This is a genomic window from Paenibacillus sp. PAMC21692, assembly GCF_014303795.1.
Lineage (GTDB): Bacteria > Bacillota > Bacilli > Paenibacillales > Paenibacillaceae > Pristimantibacillus > Pristimantibacillus agaridevorans.
On record NZ_CP060293.1, the window covers coordinates 5,905,235 to 5,927,223 of the forward strand.

At 53.0% G+C, this 21,989-nt stretch carries 20 protein-coding genes; 5 read left to right on the forward strand and 15 right to left on the reverse strand.

Going from position 1 to position 21,989, the window contains the following annotated elements:
• Positions 1-11: 11 nt before the first annotated feature.
• Together sigJ and H7F31_RS24280 are read right to left on the reverse strand one after the other, a co-directional pair.
• Positions 12-911 (reverse strand): RNA polymerase sigma factor SigJ, encoded by a 900-nt coding sequence (gene sigJ / locus H7F31_RS24275; protein WP_187100872.1) that lies wholly within the window; start codon positions 909-911, stop codon positions 12-14.
• Entirely contained in the window at positions 889-2,190 is a 1,302-nt protein-coding gene (locus tag H7F31_RS24280) for a phytoene desaturase family protein (RefSeq protein WP_187100873.1), read from the reverse strand. The genes sigJ and H7F31_RS24280 overlap by 23 nt, the downstream gene beginning before the upstream one ends.
• Before the next feature lie 160 nt (positions 2,191-2,350).
• Here H7F31_RS24280 and H7F31_RS24285 point away from each other — a divergent pair, with 160 nt between their 5' ends.
• Positions 2,351-2,881, forward strand: coding sequence for a hypothetical protein (locus H7F31_RS24285; RefSeq protein ID WP_187100874.1), 531 nt, complete (start codon positions 2,351-2,353; stop codon positions 2,879-2,881).
• 110 nt (positions 2,882-2,991) lie between these two features.
• On the opposite strand, the gene H7F31_RS24290 is transcribed toward H7F31_RS24285, so the two are convergent.
• The 4 genes from H7F31_RS24290 to H7F31_RS24305 form a co-directional block, all read right to left on the reverse strand.
• Positions 2,992-4,386, reverse strand: a complete 1,395-nt coding sequence (locus H7F31_RS24290; RefSeq protein WP_261800118.1) for an MATE family efflux transporter — start codon at positions 4,384-4,386, stop codon at positions 2,992-2,994.
• Positions 4,387-4,497: 111 nt separating this feature from the next.
• A complete protein-coding gene (locus H7F31_RS24295) occupies positions 4,498-6,030 on the reverse strand; it encodes an AMP-binding protein (protein WP_187100875.1) in 1,533 nt (510 codons plus the stop codon).
• Positions 6,030-6,884, reverse strand: a complete 855-nt coding sequence (locus H7F31_RS24300; RefSeq protein WP_187100876.1) for an SDR family NAD(P)-dependent oxidoreductase — start codon at positions 6,882-6,884, stop codon at positions 6,030-6,032. The genes H7F31_RS24295 and H7F31_RS24300 overlap by 1 nt, the downstream gene beginning before the upstream one ends.
• A 59-nt stretch (positions 6,885-6,943) precedes the next feature.
• Positions 6,944-7,516, reverse strand: a complete 573-nt coding sequence (locus tag H7F31_RS24305) for a GNAT family N-acetyltransferase (protein WP_187100877.1) — start codon at positions 7,514-7,516, stop codon at positions 6,944-6,946.
• A 123-nt stretch (positions 7,517-7,639) separates the two neighbouring features.
• Between H7F31_RS24305 and H7F31_RS24310 the strand changes: the two genes are divergently transcribed.
• Complete coding sequence (locus tag H7F31_RS24310) at positions 7,640-8,812, forward strand: acyl-CoA dehydrogenase family protein (protein ID WP_187100878.1); 1,173 nt, start codon at positions 7,640-7,642, stop codon at positions 8,810-8,812.
• 13 nt (positions 8,813-8,825) lie between these two features.
• Here the strand turns inward: H7F31_RS24310 and H7F31_RS24315 are convergent, their stop codons facing one another.
• Positions 8,826-9,488 carry an HAD family hydrolase gene (locus H7F31_RS24315; protein ID WP_187100879.1) on the reverse strand — a complete coding sequence of 221 codons (663 nt, stop codon included), beginning with the start codon at positions 9,486-9,488 and terminating at the stop codon, positions 8,826-8,828.
• A 29-nt stretch (positions 9,489-9,517) separates the two neighbouring features.
• Positions 9,518-10,783 carry an FAD-binding protein gene (locus tag H7F31_RS24320; RefSeq protein ID WP_187100880.1) on the reverse strand — a complete coding sequence of 422 codons (1,266 nt, stop codon included), beginning with the start codon at positions 10,781-10,783 and terminating at the stop codon, positions 9,518-9,520.
• A 182-nt stretch (positions 10,784-10,965) separates the two neighbouring features.
• Here H7F31_RS24320 and H7F31_RS24325 point away from each other — a divergent pair, with 182 nt between their 5' ends.
• Entirely contained in the window at positions 10,966-11,343 is a 378-nt protein-coding gene (locus H7F31_RS24325; RefSeq protein ID WP_187100881.1) for a PH domain-containing protein, read from the forward strand.
• A gap of 3 nt (positions 11,344-11,346) precedes the next feature.
• On the opposite strand, the gene H7F31_RS24330 is transcribed toward H7F31_RS24325, so the two are convergent.
• The 3 genes from H7F31_RS24330 to H7F31_RS24340 form a co-directional block, all read right to left on the reverse strand.
• Positions 11,347-13,242, reverse strand: coding sequence for a hypothetical protein (locus H7F31_RS24330; RefSeq protein ID WP_187100882.1), 1,896 nt, complete (start codon positions 13,240-13,242; stop codon positions 11,347-11,349).
• Complete coding sequence (locus tag H7F31_RS24335; RefSeq protein ID WP_187100883.1) at positions 13,242-13,727, reverse strand: hypothetical protein; 486 nt, start codon at positions 13,725-13,727, stop codon at positions 13,242-13,244. Before H7F31_RS24335 ends, H7F31_RS24330 begins: the two co-directional genes overlap by 1 nt.
• Before the next feature lie 304 nt (positions 13,728-14,031).
• Positions 14,032-14,577 carry a Gmad2 immunoglobulin-like domain-containing protein gene (locus tag H7F31_RS24340; RefSeq protein ID WP_261800119.1) on the reverse strand — a complete coding sequence of 182 codons (546 nt, stop codon included), beginning with the start codon at positions 14,575-14,577 and terminating at the stop codon, positions 14,032-14,034.
• A 265-nt stretch (positions 14,578-14,842) separates the two neighbouring features.
• Here H7F31_RS24340 and H7F31_RS24345 point away from each other — a divergent pair, with 265 nt between their 5' ends.
• Positions 14,843-15,679, forward strand: coding sequence for a sugar phosphate isomerase/epimerase family protein (locus H7F31_RS24345; RefSeq protein ID WP_187100885.1), 837 nt, complete (start codon positions 14,843-14,845; stop codon positions 15,677-15,679).
• A gap of 86 nt (positions 15,680-15,765) precedes the next feature.
• On the opposite strand, the gene tyrS is transcribed toward H7F31_RS24345, so the two are convergent.
• Positions 15,766-17,025 carry a tyrosine--tRNA ligase gene (gene tyrS, locus H7F31_RS24350; RefSeq protein ID WP_187100886.1) on the reverse strand — a complete coding sequence of 420 codons (1,260 nt, stop codon included), beginning with the start codon at positions 17,023-17,025 and terminating at the stop codon, positions 15,766-15,768.
• Between the two features lie 374 nt (positions 17,026-17,399).
• A complete protein-coding gene (locus H7F31_RS24355) occupies positions 17,400-18,266 on the reverse strand; it encodes an AraC family transcriptional regulator (protein WP_187100887.1) in 867 nt (288 codons plus the stop codon).
• Between the two features lie 125 nt (positions 18,267-18,391).
• Between H7F31_RS24355 and H7F31_RS24360 the strand changes: the two genes are divergently transcribed.
• Entirely contained in the window at positions 18,392-19,222 is an 831-nt protein-coding gene (locus H7F31_RS24360) for a phytanoyl-CoA dioxygenase family protein (protein ID WP_187100888.1), read from the forward strand.
• Positions 19,223-19,377: 155 nt separating this feature from the next.
• Here H7F31_RS24360 and H7F31_RS24365 read toward each other — a convergent pair whose 3' ends face one another.
• Complete coding sequence (locus H7F31_RS24365) at positions 19,378-20,163, reverse strand: alpha/beta hydrolase (protein WP_261800120.1); 786 nt, start codon at positions 20,161-20,163, stop codon at positions 19,378-19,380.
• 94 nt (positions 20,164-20,257) lie between these two features.
• Positions 20,258-21,763, reverse strand: coding sequence for a glucose-6-phosphate dehydrogenase (zwf, locus tag H7F31_RS24370; RefSeq protein ID WP_187100890.1), 1,506 nt, complete (start codon positions 21,761-21,763; stop codon positions 20,258-20,260).
• Positions 21,764-21,989: the final 226 nt, after the last annotated feature.

The following is a 21,989-nucleotide window of genomic DNA, read 5'->3' on the forward strand; positions in this document are numbered from 1 at the left end:
CGAACAAGCTGTTACAGATTTCCGTTGTTTAACGGAGGCACATGGCCAAGCTTGTCGGGATTGCAAATGCAATAAATATGATCGATAACCCCGTCCCGGAAGCCGAAAGAATAGATGTATCGGTTCCCGTCGTCGAAATCGAAACGGAGTCCCGGCGTGCCGTTAATCAAAACATAATCGAATTGGTACGTAGCGTCATACATGACAAGCAGATTTTGCAGCAAGGACAAAACGGCGTTTGCGCCACGAACAGGCACTTGAGCCGCCCGCACCTTGCCGCCGCCATCTGACAGAAAGACGATATTGTCGCTGACCAGCTCCAGAATTCGCGACTTATCGCCCTTAAAAACGGACTGCACGAACGACTTGACAAGAGATTCCGCAACTTCTGCGGTTGGATGCTCACCCTTGCCGTCGCGAATGCTCTTTTGCGCCCGATGATAAATTTGCCGACAATTCGCTGCATGCTTGCCGACGATCTCCGCAATCTCCTCATAAGAATATTGATACAGCTCCCGGAGCAAGAATATGGCTCGCTCCACCGCGTTCAGCTGCTGCAGCAGCATAAGATACGCCGTGGACATCGATTCGCTCCGCTCGTAAGCCAGCGCGGGATCTTCGCCGCCTGTTGCACCGCCGTTGAAGTCTCCGACCAGCGGCTCAGGCAGCCATGGCCCGACATAGAGCTCCCGCTTCTTCGCAGAGGACCGAAGCAAGTCCAGACAGCGATTCGTCGCGATTCGATATAGATAAGCCCGTACGTTCCGAAGCGGCTCGGCGCTTAAAGATTGTCCGTACGCAATAAAGGTTTCCTGTACGATATCCTCCGCATCCATGACGCTCCCCAGCATGCGGTAAGACAACGCGAAAAGTTCCGCTCGATGTTCCTTATATAACGACTCGATGTCCATTTCTTGAGTTGCCCTCCCCGATGCCGCTCCCCAGCATATGCCGGACGGCCCTTTTCGCGCTGGCCGTGGCGGCGTCTACCAATAATTCGCCATGGGACGCCCATTCGCCTGCCACATATAATCCTCTGATCTCCGGTACGTTCGGACCCGGATGCACTCGACCGCGAACATGGAGGAAATCATGGCACACTGTTATTTTCGGCAAATATTGTTTCGCGACCAGCTCCCCTCGCCATCCCGGCTGCACGAGATCAAGCGTCTCCTCCAGCTCCTTCAGATCCTTCTCCGGATTCGAACCCGCCCCTTGATACTTGATAAGACATACGACTTGGGCGCCATCATCGCTTAGTCTGGCCGCACGGGACTGATTCGTGAGGAAAATCGGCCTATCGATGCCATAGACGAATTGCCGACTAGGCATCGGGAGCTTCCTCAGCGCAACATCCAGGCAAGCGGACGTAATTTCAATGGATTGCTCCTTCCACACGCGCAGGGCGGTAGCGTCGGCTTGAGGAACAAGCTTGTGCGCAACGGCTGGCGACGATGCAACGATGACATGTTCTGCTCTGATGGATGTCCCATCGTCCAGCACGACGCCGGTAACGGCACCTAGCTCATGCAATACGCTTGTCGCGTTTGTACCGGTCAAGAACGAAGCTCCCTCTCGGGAAGCCTTCTCCTGCAGCTCCCGAACAAGCGCACCCCAGCCTTCGTCCAGATAAATGACGCCTCGCATGGCGCTGGCAAGCCCTCGCAGCACCGGACCCGCCGCTTGCAGATCGGGCGCCATCCCATAACTCGCCGTACGCAGAAGCGAATAGAACACATGCCGCACCATAGGGTCTTTGATATTTCCTTCAATCCATTCTCTTAAGCTGATCCCATCGTAAATCCGGGTATCCAGCTTCGGAAATTTCATCAACCAACCCGCGAACTCCAGCTTGCCCCTCCAAGACAACAGCGGCGACGCCAGCAGCGAAGAAACGCTGGTGGGCAGCACGCTGAGCTTCCCGTTCCATATGCCGAAGGCGTCAATGGACGGCTCCCCTCCCTGCAACGAACATCCGAACTCCCGGAACGTCTCGTAGGCATCGCCTTTGTATAAAGCATGGCCCCCCAGGTTGAAGTAAGCTCCTTCCTTCCTATTCGTAATCGCCCTGCCGCCAAGCCGGTTCTGCTTCTCGATGACGACAACTCGTTTGCCAGCCTTGCTGGCCAAAACCGCGGCCGTTAATCCCGCAATTCCTCCGCCGACGATCGCCACGTCATATCTTTCCATCCCCATCACCCTTTCGCGTATTTGCCAATATGACGGGGAGGTCGATTGATTTGTGACATCTCTATCCGAAAAAAATAAACCAGCATGTTCGTATTTCCATATCCTTCCGAAGTCATGCTGTGCTATAGTGAACCTAATTATGCCATATGGGAGGAGAATAATGGACTATATTCGGGATTATGCCATGTACGCAGCCATTTTCGGCATGTTCAGCTTCAGTTGGTTCGGCTGGGCACAGGAAAGACCTCGCAATTCATGGCGTCTTTATTTGGGAATCGCTTCGGGACTGGCACTCCTCGTTTGTCTACTCGGCGTTTATCTCAGCATTACGAACTGGGATGAGGCATCCGCATTAAACGAAGCAAGCTCGTTCCGTGTTTATCTCATTACCGTGTACGCCGAGTTTATTATCGCGGGCATAGGGGCTTTCCTTCTCATTCGCAAGAAGCTGTCCGATTTCGTGGCGCCGTTAATCGCCTTTATCGTTGGTATTCATTTTATCGGGCTTGCTCCGGTGTTCGAGGATGCCAGCCTTTACGTGCTTGCCGCCTTGCTGACGGCCGCATCCATTTTATCGGTATTCGTCGCACCCAAGCTGGGAGTCGCCCGTAGCGCGATTACAGGCATTTGCAGCGGAACTGTGCTGTTTGCTTTCGCAGTTCTCGGTCTTATTCGTTACTTCTCGGTATAAATCCAAGTAAAGCAGCCCCTTCTTGACAAACGGAACGATTCGCTAGTCGGTCGTTCGCTGTTTAGTCAAGATATAGGGCTGCGTTTTCTTTCCACGATGTGATTGTTTTATTAAATCAACTTATGCTTGTACCACTTGTCTCCTTTGTACCTCCAGTAGAACACAGCCCCGCGCACGCCCCATTCGGCAACCATCGCGACCCATACGCCCATTAATCCGAACCCGAGCGTAATGCCAAGCACATAGCCCAAAATAATGCGGAGCAGCCACATCGTCAGCAGCGACGATATGGACGTAAACTTCGAATCGCCCGCGGCCCGAAGTGCCGATGGCAAGATGAAGCTAATCGACCACAGCAACGGCTGCGAGACGGAGATTAAGACGATAAGAGCGAATATATCCGGAACAATCTCCTCCGGCGGTGTGTACAGTTGAACGAGAAGCGGGAAGATCGCCAGCAGGATGATCGTGATCACCACAAAAAATACGTTGGACAAACCAAGAAAGGAGGAAATAAACTTTCTTGCGTCGTCAATATTTTTGCGTCCTATGGATTGTCCGACGACGGTAACGATAGCCGCTCCGAGCGCCATGCCCCCAATCTGGAACAGCATGGACAGCGAATTCGCAATCGCGTTGACCGTAATGGCCAACGTGCCGAGCTGGACGATAAACGTCTGCGTCAGCAGCTTGCCTCCATTAAAGAACATCTGCTCCAGCGCAAAGGGCACGCCGATGTACATAATCTTGCGAAGAAGCGACCAATGCGTCTGCAGCAGATGCTTCAGCTTAAAGCGAAGCGTCTGATTGTAACGCAGCAGGTAGATAATCGAGACGGCCATCCCCAGCACGCGTGCGGCAATTAGAGAGATGGAAAGCCCCACTACGCCCAGGTCAAACCCTTTAACCAGCAAGAGATTGAGCAGGAAATAAGAGAGATTCATGATTACCGATAACATCAGACATGCTTTCGTCTCCGCGACACCGCGCAAGGCGCCCGTAACCGCCTGATAAATGGCGAGGAACGGATAAGAGATGCAGCTCCCTATCAGAAAGATCTTCGCATTATGCAAGACGTCTGCTTCTGCGTTCCCGAAAAGCATTTCAATCACCGAGCCATGAAAGACGATCATGACCACGCATAGTATGATCGACAGCAAGGCCACGGTCGATACCGATTGGGAGGCTGCTTTCGACACCATCGCGTCATTGCCGCTGCCCTTGTATTGCGCGACTATGACCGTTCCTCCCGTCGCAATAGCCACGAACAGATTGATAATGAACATGTTAATGGAGTCGACCATGCTGACGGCGCTCACCGCCGCAACTCCCGAGGAGCTGATCATGGCCGTATTCATAATCGCCATCAAAACGATAAACGCGGAATCCACGAAGATGGGAATAATAATGGCGAAAATTTGTTTGTAATCCATAGAACTACCGGTAAAATAACGATTTAATAGCGCCACGCTTCGATTGCGCAGTCTCGTTGTCAAGCCGTGCACGGCATCATCACTTCTTTTCTGTTACGATAGCGGGAGTAACGACATCGTCGCCTCCAGCCTTCCCAGTATAACAAATAAAGCAGACGTTCAGCCGCTTTTCGAAATAAAATTTCAGTTCTTGAGCGCTCCAAGATCCGGCTTGCCAATCGGCGTATAGGGCAGCTCATCCATCATGACGATGGATCTGGGCAACTGGTATCTGGCCATACGCGGCCGAAGCCACATCATTAGCGACTCCTCCGACTGATCCGCTTGCTTTTTCAGCTCTACAAATGCGGCAAGCCGTTGACCGAACGCGTCATCATCTATCCCGATAACGATCGCGTCTTCCACATCGGGATGCTGCCGCAAAATCCCTTCGACCTCAGCGGGAAAGACATTTTCTCCTCCGGATACGATCATGTCGTCGATTCTGCCCATCAGCCGGTACAAACCGCTGCTTTCCCTGACGCCGACATCACCCGTCTCGATCCAGGAGGCGCGTTGTCCCGGCAATCCTTTCCCTCTTCTTATGCACAGCCTTCCGACTTCTCCATCCCGACCCAAGCGTCCTGACTCGCTCAGCACGTACAGCGGGACGCCTCTTATGGCTTTGCCAATGGTTCCCGGTATCCTGCGCATATCCCGCGGCGTCGCAATTGTAGTGAGTCCGCCCTCTGTTGTTCCGTAAAGGTTAAATAACACCTCGCCTAGCGTGTTCATGGTCTCCATTGCCAACTTGCCGCTCAGCGCAGCTCCTCCCGATACGATGCAGCGAAGCGATGCCAACGCTCCGGAATCATGCCCGAGCATCCGCTTCACCATCAAGGGAACTACGATCGTTACCTCTACTCCATGTTCGCGGATCAGGGCGCAAGCATCTTCGGCTTTGAATCGAGGCGTCAGAATCAGCTTATAACCAAGCGCGACAAACAGGAACAAATTCGCGAGCCCAAAACCGTGGGCCATAGGTGTCGCAATATAGACGGTACGGCAACCAAGCAGGGGCAGTCTGTTAAGAAGCGCGGCAAACGGGGGCAAATAATGCAACAGGGAAGGTTTATGCGCCACGCCCTTCGGCCGCCCGGTCGTACCGCCGGTCAGCAGCATGATGCGTCCGGATGAGGAGCGAGGAAGGCTTGGCGTCTCGCCTGCCGTCAACAATTGCCAATCCAATGACGCCAAGCTGGCGATCGCCCAGCCTCTTTGCTTCGATGGCTTCGATGTCTCTATGTCGAGCGCCCGTATGTCGTCATATAAAATAAGATCCAGTTCGTTGTAAGCCGCCAATTCCTTTAATTGACTCGGGCTAAGCTCTGCATTCATCATATACAGATCCGCTCCGGTTGCCGAGACGGCAAAAATAGAGCGCACTAATGCCAGCTTATTCCTCCCAATGAGTCCAATCTTCATGCCACGCTTTACTCCATGACGGGAAGTTAGCAGCGATGCAAGCCGATTTGCCTGCGAAAGCAGCTCGCGATAGGAGACACTGCCTCGGTCATCCACGATGGCTGGAGAGTCTCCATGCGTTCGCTCCGCTATTCGAAGCAGTGCCATCACATTTATGCCGTGCCTGACAATCGCCGACAACAGACGCCACAGGCCAGCTGGCGTAAGCAGCCGAAGCTTGTACGTCACCTCGAGCAGAAGCAGAAACCGCATTACCGCCTCTCCCTTCTCCGCAATAAGAAAGGAGCCACTCGCTCCCATGCCCCTCTGCCCCATAAGGAAGCAAGTTCACCGAAAGGAAGCCACCATGGCCTGATTCTTCGTTGTCGCGTGTACATGGATCTTGCGATTAGCTGCGCGGCATGTTCGGCGCTCATCGCCGGACTGCTCTCGTAAGCTTTGGTCGGCGCGATCATGGGCGTGCGAACAAGCGGAAGATAGACCGACGTCGTGGCGATCCCTGCCGCATTCAGCTCCGGCGCGGCAGAACGGAACCAGGTGTCGAAGGCGGCTTTGGACGCTTGGTACGCAGACCAGTGAGGGAATGGAATTAAGGACATATTAATCGTGGAGATGTTGATGATTTGACCGCCGTTACTTCGCAGACCGGGAATAAGCCCAAGCAGAAGCCTAAGCGGCGCCGTATAATTAATCGCAATCGTACGATCGAAGTCATGGGCGCGATCGAGCGAGTCGAAGATGGCTCTGCGGATCGATAAGCCCGCGTTGCTCACGACGATATCCGGCTGGTTCGGAAGTTCCCGAATAAAAGCATGCAACGCCTCCAACTGCGCCGCATCCCGAAGATCCGCGCTAAAAATCGACACTATCGCTCTCTCCGCCTCCTCTTCGATCGACCTTTTGACCGCCAGCAGTTTCTCCTCTCGTCTTGCCGTAAGAATGAGACTTCCCCCACATTTGCCTGCAAGATAAGCAAGCTGTTCCCCTATGCCGGAGCTGGCGCCGGTAATTAGAACCGTTTTGCCGCTTAGCGCCTCCTTTAGTTTCATCTCGCTCAATCGAGTACGGGGGAACAAAATTCGCTCCAGTACGCTGTAGCTCTTCATGTTGGTCGTCCCCCCTTCCGTCTTCGTACAATCCTAATCATTGACCGTCGAATAGATTTTTATAGTCGCTTCGAGCCGTCTTCACCTTTGACTATCGAATAAACCTTTAAGTCGCAATGAACGCCCTTGTTCAACACAACCTTGCGCAACGTTCCTTCGTAAGTCATGCCCGTCTTCTCCATCACCCTGGCCGAGCCAATGTTAGGTACGAGACATCTTGCCTTGAGACGGATAAGGTCCATCTCCGTAAAACCGAATTGAATGATTGCGGCCGCGACCTCTGTCATGTATCCCTTACCCCAATAGCGCCGGGACAACGCATATCCCAGTTCCGCTCTACGGTGAACGGGGTCCCAATGCACGAAGCCGCAAGTACCGATTAATCGGTCTTCTTCCTTGTCCACGACACCCCACGGCGCAACTTCGCCGCTATCGTATTTGCGCTCCAGATGGCGGATAAAGCCAAGCGTGTCATCGAGCGTCCCATGGGAATACCAGGTCGTATATTCGGCGACGGCTTCGTCCGAGCAATATCGGTACATATCTTCAACATCCTGTAAAGTGACAGGACGAAGCTTCGTCCGCTCCGTCTCCAGTAAGGGAAGCTTTCCAAATACGTCTTTTATTTGCATAGCCGCAACCTCCTTAGTATTCGATTCAATAGGTTGATGTATAAAGAGTCCGTATAGTCCGAAGCTTGAATAAGGTGTATCATTATAGTTACATCAAGTGCGGGATGAAGGAGAGTGGACATAATGTCTCGTTATATAGATCAATTTGTGCGCAATGAAGAGGAACGTTTACGTGTGGAGAATGTCGAGCGTTTGGCTGCGAAATTCGCGGAACGTGCGGCCCGGCATGATGAGGAGGGCTCCTTCCCATTCGACAATTTCGCCGACCTGCGGGAAGCAGGTTATCTAAAGCTGACTGTCCCGGCGGAATACGGCGGCGACGGCATCGACTTGCATGGTCTAGTCCTGTTGCAGGAGCGCCTGGCATACGGCGATGGCTCCACGGCTCTCGCCGTAGGCTGGCATGTCGGGCAAGTGTTTCACTATCGGGAATCGGGCAAGTGGCAGCAAAAATTGTTCGCGGAATTATGCCGTTCCGTCGTTCGGGACGGCACGATGATCAACACGTTTGCAAGCGAAGCCTCGACGGGAAGCCCCAGCCGCGGCGGCAGGCCGGAGACAATCGCGGTCCGTTCGGATGGCGGATGGCGGTTGACTGGCCGCAAGACGTTTAGCACCTTGTCGCCGATTCTGGACCGGTTCGTCGTATCCGCCTACATTCCGGAAGAAGCTGTCGTCAGCGAATTTCTAGTCATGAAGTCGGAAAACGTAACGCTGGTAGAGACCTGGAATTCGTTAGGCATGCGGGCGACAGGCAGTCACGACGTCGTTTTGGACGGCGCGTTCGTTCCATCGGAGCATCGCATCGCGGGCGGCGGCATCGACGACGGGTCCGGCTGGCTGCTGCATATACCGGCATGTTATATGGGCATTGCGCTTGCCGCCAGAGACTACGCGCTGGAATTCGCCCGCACCTATCAACCGAACTATACGGACAAGCCGATCGCTTCATTCCCGGCCGTTCAAGCTTCCATCGGCGAGATGGAGCTGGCGCTGCGATCTGCTCGCACCGTTCTGTTCGCTGCCGCGGACCGATGGGACAAGGAACGGGACAATCGTCCCGCTTTGAAGCCCGAGCTTGGTCTCGCGAAACATGTCACGACCAACAACGCGATTCGCGTCGTGGATCTTGCCATGCGGATTGTCGGGGGCACCAGTCTCTCTCGCAGCCTGCCGCTGGAACGTTACTTCAGGGACGTGCGGGCGGGACTGCATAATCCACCCATGGATGGCACGGTTATTCAGAATTTGGCAGCCTCCGCCCTCTCCGACGGCGTTTCAACGTTTTCCCCTTAATCAGAACATGTGATTATATGATGTCCAGCAGCTCCGACAAACGTTCCACCGTCGCGATGGGCTGTGCCGTTAGCCCATCTCGCCAAGGCTGGTTCGCCTTGACCCATATCGTCTTCATGCCGAGCTTATGCGGCGCTTCTATATCATTAACTGGGTGATCTCCGATGAAAAGACATTGCTCCGGTCTCAAATCCAGCTTGTTTAGTGCCATCGCGAATATGGAGGGCTCCGGTTTCTTCACGCCCGCTTCCTCCGATACGAGAATGACATCGAAATCATGTCGTATGCCAAGACGATCAATCTTGCCATATTGAATTTCATTCCTGCCGTTCGTGATCAGCCCCGTCTTGTATCGGGATCGCACATGAGCGATGATCTCGCCTGCATGATTCATGGGGGCGGCGCTCTTGACATATTCTGCTCGGTAAAAATCCATCAGCTCGCCCGCGTCAGGGCGTTGTTTCCATGGCAGCTCGAACATCAATTCCTCGAACAGCTTCGTTTTGTCTTTGTAACCGTCCTGGTCCAGCTCCACAATTCTCTTATGAAGCTCATCGACTGCATCCAAATGCGCGAAGTAGTTTTTCAGAAAAGCTCTTGTGAATACATCGAAGGTGGCCGTTCGATCCAGCAGGGTGTTGTCCAGATCAAATAGGATAGCTTTTATCGATTCCATTAAGAGACTCCCCCCCTTGCTAACTCCCCCTAATAAATATACCGTTCCAAATACCCGTTCCGGAATTTCCGCTCAGGATCAAACGTCTGCACCAGCTCCCTAAAGGCCGGCAGCTTCGGATAGAGCTCTTGCAGCTTGGCCGGCTCCATGGCAAAGAGCTTGCCCCAATGCGGACGCGCGCCGAACGGCTCAAGACTGGCTTCAATGATCGGCAACGCCGCGCTGACTCTCTCCCAATCCGGCTTCCATGTAAAGTGGATGCCAACGGAGTCTTGTCCGAAGCATGGACTTAACCACAGGTTGTCGCTTGCAATCGTTCGCACCTCCGTTACGAACAGAAGCGGAGAGATGAGATCGCGCAGGCCATCCAGCGCCTCGAGAGCAGCATGGGCATCCTTGCGCGCCACAAAATATTCGCTCTGCAGCTCCTCGCCCGCGCTTGGCGTAAAGTCCATGCGGAAGTGGGCCAACCTTTCATGCCAAGGTCCCGCGATGCCGCGTTGATCGCTGCAATTGTCCGCCGCATAGCCCGGCACGGGATGAAGATTGACATCGGATAACAAGGCTCCGTAACAGCTAATGGGATCTCCCCCAGCTGGCTCATCGCCTGGCTTTACAACGGACTTCCTCCACACCTGGTGGAAGGACGATGACTTCCAATCAGTAAACAAACTGACGCTGTATCCGGAAGCGAATAGGTCCTCAAAGCAGTCCGCAAGCTTGGAGAGCGGCAAACCTTGGTAGACATGTTGCTTTATTTCGAAGGCTGGCACAAGATCCAGCGTTAGCTTTGTCACGACACCCAGCGCTCCAAGACCAACGATTGCTCCCGCGAGCAGACCATCCTCGTCATCCCTGGTCAGAGTGATCAGTTTCCCATCACCTGTAGCCAGCTCGATGCCATAGACCACTGTAGCCAGATTGCCGTTGCGATCCCCTGAGCCGTGCGTCGCCGTCGCGCAAGCTCCCGCAATCGTAATATGCGGCAGAGAAGCCAAATTGTGAAGCGCATAACCATTCTCATGCAAATAACCGCACAGTTCGCCGTAGCGGATGCCGCCCTCGACGGTTACTCGATGTTGGACACGATCCAGCTCAACGACGCCATTTAACCTCTCCAGTGACACATGTGCCGCGTCCGTATCCGCGATGGCGTTGAAGGAATGTCTGGAGCCAAGCACCTTGATTCGATCTAGTCGGCTCACTAATTCGCGCACCTCTTCGGCCGTCCCCGGCACATGACATTCCTTGGCTTGGTACATGTAATTGCCTGCCCAATTCCGTTCGTATCTCAAGCTGTTCCTCTCCCTTGGCATCTATATTTTCATGCGTAAAGTTCTGTTTCCAGTTTATCGCAGAACGGAAGACTTGTCTTTAAAGAGTTGCCAGGATACCGAACAATGATTGCCCAGTATTTGCTAAAACGTGGTAACATAGGCTTAGTCTTATATCATTCAACTACAAAGGGGATGATCGCATGGGATTGTTCGACGGTTTAATGGGCAACGCTTCGGAGCTGAAGATGGAAGAGGTTCAGAAGGAATTTGGTCATATTCTGAGCAAAACGGAGAGGTTCGAGAAAGCCTATAAGCTCATTCGGGATTTGTTCGTCTTTACGGATAAGCGACTTATCCTGGTCGATAAGCAAGGACTCTCCGGCAAGAAGGTCGAGATTCACTCTTATCCCTATAAAAATATTACTCACTTCAGCATCGAAACCGCAGGCACGTTCGACATGGACGCCGAGCTGAAAATCTGGATTTCCGGCTCGGCGTTGCCCGTTCAGAAAAAGTTTAATAAAAGCCTGAATATCTACGAGTTGCAAAGCGTGCTTGCAGAATACGTATTGAAATAGAAGCTATTCGTAAAGGGATAAGGACTTCAAAAGTCCATCTTCCTTGGACAACGAGTACGTAATGAGAATATTTCCGTTAGGAAACGGAACGTCCATTCGGAATACGTCGACTGCTTCGTTGCTGGATTCGGAATCTTGCAGCTCGGCGTATCCGAATTGCTCCCCCGCCTTCGTCAGGTATGGAAGCAGCGTCCCCACTTCAGCGCCTTTGTAGAGGTCTCGCAATTGTGCCGTCCACTCCTCCGCGTCCCAATCAGGGCGTTTCACCTGTATCTCATGGTTTTGCAGCATGTCGAGCAGATCGACAACCATCCTTCCGTCCCCTTCCTGCAGGGCAACCGCAAGCGCGATTTGGCTTCTGTTTAACGTCGGCATATAGCTCTCCAGGTTTTTGGCTGCCAGCATGTCGAATATGGCATCCGGTTTATGACGCTTGGCGAACCAATAGGAATGGACGTCCATCGGATTCAACGGACTAGTGCCCGGTATGAGGAACCTGCCATCCGCCGATACACGGTTTAATGCAGATGATTCCAGACGTGCCGAATATTTCAAGACAAACACGTTTTCGCCGTTTCCGTCGACGAACATTCGTACGGATAGCGGTTCGCGCGGCTTCTCGTCTCCTGGAAGAATCGCAGCATAACCGTTATCGCTGGAATAATAGACGCTCCCGTCGTTCGAGCCATGACGGACAAGCCGATACAAGATCCGACTCTTGCGCTCCATTGGCTCTACCCAGATACTCGTCGTATTGCCGCTCGTCGTTCGTACCTCTTCATCTATTTCCCATGCGATGTCGGCAATACCCCGAAGCTCGTCTGGCTGTCTTCCATTCCCCAGTTCCGGCAGCTTCATATCCAACTTGTAATCTTCTGAACGCCATTCGTATGCGGTGTAACGTTGCTCAGAAGCATAGAAGACATCAGCGAAGTTCGACCGGCTCATGATGCCTTCATAAGTCGGCTTATGTGCCGAATCGAACAGAGTCAGATGTTTCCCCGACGAGGCATACACGCCTCCTGTAACCAATACCGGTATAAGAAGGACATTGATAATGGCGATGAGCCGGTTATGCGGTGCGACAACGGGCTGCAGTTTCGGGATCGAGTCTCCGTCTTTCTTGAGATTGGATGCCAAGGTAAACATAAGAGCCACGATTAGCAGCGTGCCTAAGCTGGAATGGAGAAGCAGCGGGACGGCGTAACCATACGGAGCCGGCATCATTCTCGTCAAACTGATCGCGAACGTGCACAGCATGGCGATCAAAGCAAGTGGGAGCATCGCGCCGAAATAACGGCGGAACATGCCGGGCGCTTTCGCAATAGCGTCGCCTAACGACAAGTCTTGAAGGACCATGAAGTAAGGCGTTATGGAATAAATCATCATGACCACGAGTAAAAGAAGTCCTAGCGGGAAAAATACCGCCGTTAAAAAAAGCATAAGGACTCCCGCCAGAAACTGAAGAATCGACCACGCCAGCATTTCGCTAAAATAGCGGCGTCCGTTTGCCCAAAACAGCGCAACCCTTCGATCGACAACCCATCCTCTCGCTCCTCCCAGAAACATGCCCCTTACAAAGCTCTGAAGGACCAATACAGCTGCCGAAACGAGCACGCTTGCCGCTCCCCACTGCGGCTCGCCGCTCTGGAGCGATGAATATCCCGCCTTCAAGTCCTGCAGCGACGGCATATATAGCGGCAGTGTAGCATGGAAGCTTTCCGTCCGGGTTTCCCAGCCTGCCGCTCCGCCTTCAATGAGGCTAACCGATGAAGACGAGGAAACATAAGGATAGACAGAAAAGCCGTAATAATAGCCCGCCACGATCAAAGCCGTAATAAACACCTCAAACAACAACACGAGCACGATTAAACGGCTATATGCCACTGTCCCTCCCACTAAAAGGAACCTCCGCACACAAGCCGATTCCACTCCTCGAGCTCCGGCAGCTCGCTTAACTGGACGCCCGGCGGGGTAATCGCGCACAACTGTTTTGGCTTGCCCCTGTTTCCGAATGTAAGGATAACCTCCGTCCGAATCGGACGGCTGTCAATCTCGAACGTTAACTCCGCATGTCCAGTGTTGTAGCTGCCATCGTCGAATTCGGCTCTGATCCCATCGAATGTCAGCAGCTTGAAATCATGTTTTTCGAATAATTCCCGCATGTCATTCGGCCAACTGTTGTTGGCGGCGGAATCCTCGAACCGTTTCATAGCCTCATTGAAATCCTGCTCGCGAATCTGCTCTAAAAAAGCTTCCGTGTTATTTTTCAGGAGCGGCGGATTCCAAAACCAACCTATCGTCTGGAAGAAAAAGTAGGCAGCTGCACCGATGCCAATCGCGAAAATGACAATTTTGATCCCTAAACTTGTTCGTTTGCTCACGTTATACCTCCGCTATGCTTACATCTTACCCTATAATTAGAAACGCATGTTGAGCAGAAAAGTTGTCTTTCTATAGGCGTAATAGTTGATTTCACCCTGCAATAAATTCACTTTGAAAATAGATCACTTCAAAAATTAGAAATGGCGGTGCTAGGGAAGCTTTCCCTGCCCGCCATTTACGGTTTTTTTGCAGAAATCTGTTTCAGCGACGTTATCGGCAGTTTGCCGAGAGCTGATCGGACAATCCCCAATGTGGCTCAAACGTCCTTCGGATTGCTTCGCAATTCGCAGCCGTTATCTCATCTTAAGGGCCGAAAGTTTCCAGCGGAATGGACATGACGTTAACTCGCGAGCCGTCCTTCGCGCTGTATTCGAACAGCTCCAGCGTCAGCGTGCCGTTAACGGGCTGCCCGGATTCCGGGATCGCGAGTTCGATCGCGAACGGAGACCATGCAGGAGCCCCTTCCGCAAGCGTATGGAATTGTTCCAGCAAATAATTATGCCCGTCCTCGACGGCATAATTCATGACTGCTTCGAATACGCGCGCTGTTCCCGATACGATATATCTGCCATTCGAACCGTTGACGCTGACATTGCAAAATGCATTGTTGCATGGACGCATATCCTCGTTTGCAGTGATATGGACTCGCCTTAAAGCATCATCCCAGACAACCGACGCCCCCAACAGATCGCCTACGGACCGAAGGGGCACATAAGTACTTCCCTGATAATTCAGAATGGGCAATTTTCCATCCGTATACGCCACATTATTTACGAATACAGGATACGATGCTTCCGTCAAAGAATACGTCGTCTTCTGCGTCGCGGCCATCGAAGGCAGCGCCGTCATGAGCAATCCTCCCATGACCAAGCCTATTATGAATCCTTTCGCATTTTTAAACAAACTTGCACCTCTCTTCCCCTCTATTCCCTCTGCGGGATTTATTCCATCTTATGCAGAAGAATAGTGAATCCATGTATGACGATTCTTCGGCGATGGAGTAGGCGCTGGGCAAAATCGCATACAAACAAAGCAAATACTCGCCCTTGCAACTCGATTGCGCGCACGATACGCTTGTATGACTACTAACAACAGAATGGAGCGTGCGCATGCTATGTTTGTTAATCGCCTTTCAATAAGCAGCTGGAGTCTTCATCGCTGCCTTGGTCCACTTCGCTGGACCGTCTGGGATCAGACTTCCCAGACTCAGTCCACCAACATTCAGGAGCAGCCGGAGCTATTTTCGCTCCTTGATCTGCCATCCGACGCCGCTTCCCGAGGATTGTCGTATCTGGAGCTCTGCCATTTTCATTTCCCATCCCGCGAGGACGATTACTTAAAGAAACTCCGTTCCTCGTTCGCCGAGGCCGGCATCGTCTTTCATACCTTGTTAGTCGACTATGGCGACATCTCCTCTCCGGATCCCATTCGCCGCGAATCCGATATCGCCTATTTGAAGGGATGGATGGAAACCGCTGCTCTGGCTGGCGCATCTGCTGTCCGAATCGTCGCCGGAGAACAGGCGGCCGGAGACTTGGAGGCGATCCGGCGAAGCGCGAATGCTCTGCTTGAGCTGAGCCACTTTGGCACGCCGCTTGGCGTTAAAGTCGTCACGGAAAATTTCCGCGAACTGACATCCACCCTAGACAGCTGGAGAAACTTGCTTGCCGGGACGAGCAACGAGGTGTCCACTATCGTCGATTTCGGCAATCTGGTTAAGAAGGAGAAGGAAGCTGGCATCGTCTATGGAGCACCTCTCGCTCATTCTATTCATGCCAAGCCGGAGTACGGCGACGATGGTTCCATTGACGCCGAATCGCTGCGGCAGCTGCTCCGACTAGCCGGAGCGGGCAATGCCAATGCGCCGGTGTCCCTTATTTTCGACCGGGACGGGGATATGTGGGAAGGCATCGAGAGGATCAAGAGCGTCGTTCTGAGCGTAGAAGAATAGCCCCGTTGAAAAAACAAAGACGCTCTGTCATCCCGTACAATTACTTGGATGCGAGCGTCTTTATTGTTCGGCATAGATGTTGCCGCTTATGACATTTTTACGAGGCTGTAGTTCTTTTTGCCTTTGCGGATAATGATAAAGCGGCCGCCGATGGCTTGACCTTCGGACACCTCAAGCGCCAGGTCGGTCACGCGTTCGCCGTTCATGGAGATTGCGCCGTTCGTAATATCTTCGCGCGCCTGGCGTTTGGAAGGTTCGATGCCGAGATCGACGAGCCAGTCGACGATGTTTTTCGACTCGCGGCCCGATTCGAACGTCGGCATTTCCTTGAAGCCCTGCTCGATCTCGTCCGCCGTCAAGGAGCCGATATCTCCCGTGAACAGTGCCGCCGTAATACGCTTCGCCTGCTCCAGCAGTTCCTCGCCGTGCACGAATCTCGTCATCTCTTCGGCAAGCTTTTTCTGAGCTTCGCGTTTATGCGGCTCTGTCTGCACCTTTTCCGCAAGCGACTCGATCTCTTCCATCGACAAGAAGGTAAAGTACTTCAAGTATTTGACGACATCGCGGTCGTCCGTATTCGCCCAGAACTGGTAGAATTCGAACGGCGTCGTTTTGTTGGGATCCAGCCAGATCGCGCCGCCTGCCGTCTTGCCGAACTTCGTTCCGTCCGCTTTGAGCATGAGCGGAATCGTCAGGCCGAACGCCTTGGCTTCGCTGCCTTCCTTCTTCCGGATCAGGTCCAGGCCGCTCGTAATGTTGCCCCATTGATCGGAGCCGCCGATTTGCAATTGCACATCCTCGTTCTGGAAAAGGTGAAGGTAGTCGAGCGATTGCAGAATCTGGTACGAAAACTCCGTAAAGGAGATTCCGCTGTCGAGACGGCTGGACACGACGTCCTTCGCCAGCATCGTGTTGATGCTGAAGTTTTTGCCGTAGTCGCGCAGAAATTCGATAACGTTGATCTTATGCGTCCAGTCGTAGTTGTTGACCATCCGGATGTTGTTGTCGCCGTCCGTGACGAACAGCTTGCGCAGCTGCGCCGTTAGCGCTTCAACATTGTCCTGGATCTGCTCCAGCGTCTGCAGGGATCTCTCCGACGTACGGCCGCTTGGATCACCAATAGTACCCGTTGCGCCGCCGATCAGGATTACAGGACGATGGCCGGCCAGCTGGAATCGCTTTAGCACCATAAAGGGAATCAAATGTCCGATATGCATGCTGTCGCCCGTAGGATCCACGCCGCAGTATAGCGACACGGCTTTCTCGTTCGTCAAGGCGCGGAGTCCCTCCGCGTCGGTCTGCTGATTAATGGCGTCGCGCCATTCCAATTCGTCGATAATGTTCATTTGTTAAGCACTCCTTCGATTATTCGTGAAATAAGGGGAAACGGTTGCGCCAACCCTTTAAATGCCTGAAAAAAAAAAAAAAACGCCCCTAGTCTATGGAAGACATAGGGACGATTATTAACCGTGTTACCACCCAAATTGCATCAACTAAGCAGCGCCCGCGGACGTGTCGTTGATACCACTCTAGGCGAGATATCGTTCGCCAATCCGCCCGGCATTACCCGGGATGCTCCAGAGTGTATTTCGCAGGCTTAATGTGTGCCGGGTTCCATCGCCCCCCGGCTTTCTGAGACAGGGACTAAGCCGCTACTGCGCTCTTTCGACGCAAGTCGCTTATAAGATTAAAGCAAGTATAGAGAATGGCGCATGGATTGTCAACCGTCTCTGTCGGCTCTATTGGCCCGTTTCTCTCTCGCATCCGAAGGGGAGTACCCGTAATATCGTTTAAACAGCTTGCTAAACGTATATATATCGGCATACGCCAGCGCATCCGCAACTTCCGTTACGGTCATGCCCGTCTCCTCCAGCAAGTGGACCGCGCGCTCCATGCGCAGCTTCGAAATCGTTTCCTTAAGCGTCAGCCCGGTATGACGTTTCATGAGCGAGCTAACGTAACGAGCGGTCAGACCCGAGGGGGCTGCTACAGCTTCGTAATTGATCTCCTCCGACAGCCGAAACCGTATCTCGTTATGCACTTGCTGGATCATTTGTTCAACATAATAGTTGCGCGGCGGCATAAGCTGCCTTTCCTTTCCCTTGCGCCAACGGGTCAGAATCAACTTAAGCAGCAGATCGAACTCGGCTTCCTCCCCCGTCTCCGCCAAAGAAGCCAGATCGACAAGCTGGTGGAGCAGCGGCTCCATCCGGTAAGTATCCCCAATATGGACGCAGCGCAGCTCGGTCAATGGATCGGGCAGCTCTCTCCCGTGCTTCGTTTTTTTATTCACGATTGTAAAATGGCAATAGAGTACAGTAAGCGGATTGTTCGGGCGATGGCTGGCTTTGATCTCGTCGCCAGGATGCAATAAAAAGCATGAGCCAGGCCGAATGTTATACTTGTCTCCGTTGATCCACATATCCCCTTGTCCTTTGACGGCATACCAGAGGTCGTAATCCGGCAGCGGAAGCGGCTGCCAGGACCAGTTCGGTTCGCATCTGGCTTTGCCGCTCGAGCCGCTTCTCGCAAAAAAACGCTCTTCCCAAGGCCATGCTGCCGATTCTCCGCCAAACGTGATTCCCATTATCACCAGCCTCCACTATTAGCATCTTTGTCCAAATTCATGCGAATGGATTCCATTTCTATATCGTATGCTCCCTGATACTCTATTGGCAAGGGATTTTTATTAATATTAAGGAGGTAAAGGCAATGAAAGAAACCACGTTAACTCCGGAGCAAATCAACTCCTTGTTATACCAATACGATAAGGTGCATGTAAGTCTAAATGGCATCAAAGAGCTGCACGAGGCACATTTTGCGCAATACAAACAAACGGGCTTCCTTGCCGTCGATGGCGTGCTGAATGAGCAAGAGGTGGGGCAAAGCATTCAAGCGATTATGGATTTGCTCCATGTCGATCGTAAAAAGTCGCGTCTGCAATTCACGAAACCCGAGCAAGAGTTGAATACACCGGAAGAACGCGAACTCTCCATTCGGAAAATTCACGAATTCGTGGATTCCGAAGAACGATTACACAGAATCGCCTATCACCCCGACGTCATCGGCACGATTCGACGCCTGTTCGGCGAAGAGCCGAAGCTGATTCAGGATATGGCGCTGCTCAAACCCCCGCACGGCGGCGGCGAGAAACCTTGGCATCAGGATATGGCCTATGGCAACCTGACCTATACGAAGTCGGCCATCGGGGTATGGATCGCCCTTGACGAAGCTACGGCCGACAACGGCTGCATGCACGTCATTCCCGGCTCCCATCAAGAGGGTGCCACGCCGCATTACGCTGTACGCGACTGGCAGCTATGCGATACGCAAGTACCGGTTAGCAAAGACGTTATCGTTCCCTTAAAACCAGGCGGCGTATTGTTCTTCCATGGTTTGTTGTACCACGGAACCCCGTCCAACTTCTCCACGCTTCGCAGGCGGGCCTTGCAATTCCATTACGTTCCAGCCTCTGCCGAAAAGATAAATCCCAAGGAGTACAAACGGATGTTCACGAACGAGATGACCGACGCGGAATGTTGAATCGAGCGACATAAATGGGGTTCTATATGTTATGTTTTGCCGCATGTCTCTTATTTGGCGAGCCTGTCTTCGTTACGACTTGCAAACAGCACAGACACAAAAAAATCGCCCTTGGTCCGTAACAGACCCGAGGGCGATTCGTCCTTATATATCCATCATTCCATCGGCTGGGTGATGGAGTTCTTATAGCCCAACCGTTTGAGCCAATTGCCGCAAAGCTCCGTCCAACGCGCCGTATCGGGCAGATGATGCGCCAGTCCGACGCCGTGCTCGCCCTTCTCGAAAATATGCAGCTCGAACGGCACCTGATGCCGGCTCAGAGCCATCGCGAACATTATGCTGTTCTCGACCGGTACGGGCCGATCCTCGGCGGTATGCCACAGAAATGTCGGCGGCGTCTCTGCACTCACCTGCATATCGTTGGATAACGAACGGAGCAGCTCCTCGTCCGGATTCGCGCCAAGCTGCGCTTCCACCGAACCTCCATGCGTGAAGGGTTCCATAAAAGAGATAACGGGATAACACAAGATTAACGCGTCCGGTTTGCAGCTATGCCGTTCTACCGGATCCTCGCTCTCAACGTCGCCTCCGTCAAAATGCGTGCCTACCGTCGATGCGAGATGCCCGCCGGCCGAAAAGCCTAGCAGCGCTATCCGATCCGGATTAACCCCCCACTCCGCCGCATGCTGCCGAGCGAATCGGACAGCCCTCTGGGCATCCACCATGGGAACCGGATATTGATAAGGTTTGACGCGGTAATGCAAGACTGCCGCCGAGATGCCTATCGAATTCAGCCAATCCGTGATGGGATAAGCCTCATGAGCCGCTCTCCCTCCATAGCCGCCGCCGGGACAAACGATGACGAGACCTTCGCGTTCTTGTTCCGGCACGAGGAACAGCTCCAGCCTCGGGACATCTTCGTCCGACGTCCCTTTCGCCAACGGAGCATCTCCTTCCCATAATCGGTAAAGCATGTCGTTCTACCTTCCCTTCTACCCCTGGATAAATTGATGATCGCAATCGTCCTCGATCATCTCATAGTTGAGCCGCAACCGTCAATTGCTTCGCCGGTTCGACAGCATCAAACCACCAGTGGTATCCGTCCCGCGCCAGCAGCTCGTCGGCTTCGGCCGGTCCGTACGTGCCTGCCGCGTAAGTATGCAGCGGAACGCTATTTTCCTCGTATGCTTCCAGGATCGGTTGCACCCAAGCCCATGAAGCTTCCACTTCGTCCCAATGCGCGAAGTACGTTCCGTCGCCCAAAAGGGCGTCATGGATAAGATTCTCGTATGCTTCGGGAAGATCGCCTTGGCCGGGATCGATGTCGATGCAGATCGGCTTGGAGGCTTCCTTGACGCTTGCGCCCATCGTGTTGAGCTGCAACGAGATGCTTTCGCCGGGGCTCATCTCAATGACGAGCAAATTCGGTTCCGCCGCGCCGTCTTCGGATACCGAGGATTGCTTGAGCGGCTCCTTGAATTCGATGACGATGCGCGTCGACTTCTCCTTGAGACGTTTGCCCGTACGGATATAGAACGGAACGCCGCGCCAGAAGGAATCGTCGATGCTCAGTTTGGCCGCAATGAACGTATCGTTCATCGAGCCTTCCGCGATTCCGGGTTCGGAGGTATAGCCGTTAACCGGCTGACCCTGGAGGTAACCAGCGCCGTATTGGCCGCGCACGATGGACTTGGCGACATCGGCCTTCTGCAGAGGCTCGAGCGCCTCCATGATATGTTTTTTCTTAAAACGCACTACTTCCGCATCGCTTCCGGTTGAAGTGCGGATCGCCGTCATCATAAGCAGCTGCAGCATATGGTTCTGGAACATGTCGCGCAGCGCGCCGACATGGTCGTAATAACCGGCCCGCTCCTCTACGCCAACCGTTTCGTTTGCCGTAATCTGAACGTTGGCGATGCTGCGGTTCGTCCATAACGTCTGGATGATAGGATTGCTTTGCTGTAAAACCTTGAAGCGCTGAAGCATCGGCTTGCCAAGATAATGGTCGATGCGGAAAATCTCCTCTTCCGCAAACGCTTTGCCCAGCATCGCGTTCAGTCCTCTTGCCGTCTGCAGATCGTGGCCGAACGGCTTTTCGATGACGAGACGTTTCCAGCCGTTCGCGGAGCCAAGACCGCTCTCCTGAATATTCTCGGCAATCGTCTCAAAGTATTCCGGTCCGACCGACAGGTAGAACAATCGATTCGGCGCAAGACCCAGCTTTTGTTCGCGGGACTCGATGCGGCTTAGCAGCTTGCCATAATCCTCAAGATTGCCGATGTCCAGCACGCTGTAGCTGAATGCTTGCAAAAACGCCGCCAGTTTGGATTCGTTCACCGACTTGCGCCTGGAGAAATCGCGGATGGATTGTTCGATATTCCCTCTAAATTTGTCGTCCGACCAGTCCCTGCGGCCCAAGCCGATCAGGGCAAATGAGGTTGGCAATTTATCATCAATAAATAAATTAAACAGGGCAGGGTAAATTTTGCGTTTGGCCAAATCGCCGGTTGCCCCGAACAATACGAATGTAGTTGGTTCCATGTTCCTACTCCTCCTAATAAAGGATGATCTATGTTTAGCTTAGCTTTACTATAATACGAAGTTAAGCCATACAAGTAATTAATATATTTCAGAGTAGCTATAAACACAGTGTATACCCGGATCCCACTTCGTTTCCCGGCGTTTCGATCGCGACGTTTAACCGGTTCGATTTTAGGAACATTAAACAGCCCCATCTTGTTTTCAAGAAGAGGGCCGTTTCGATGAA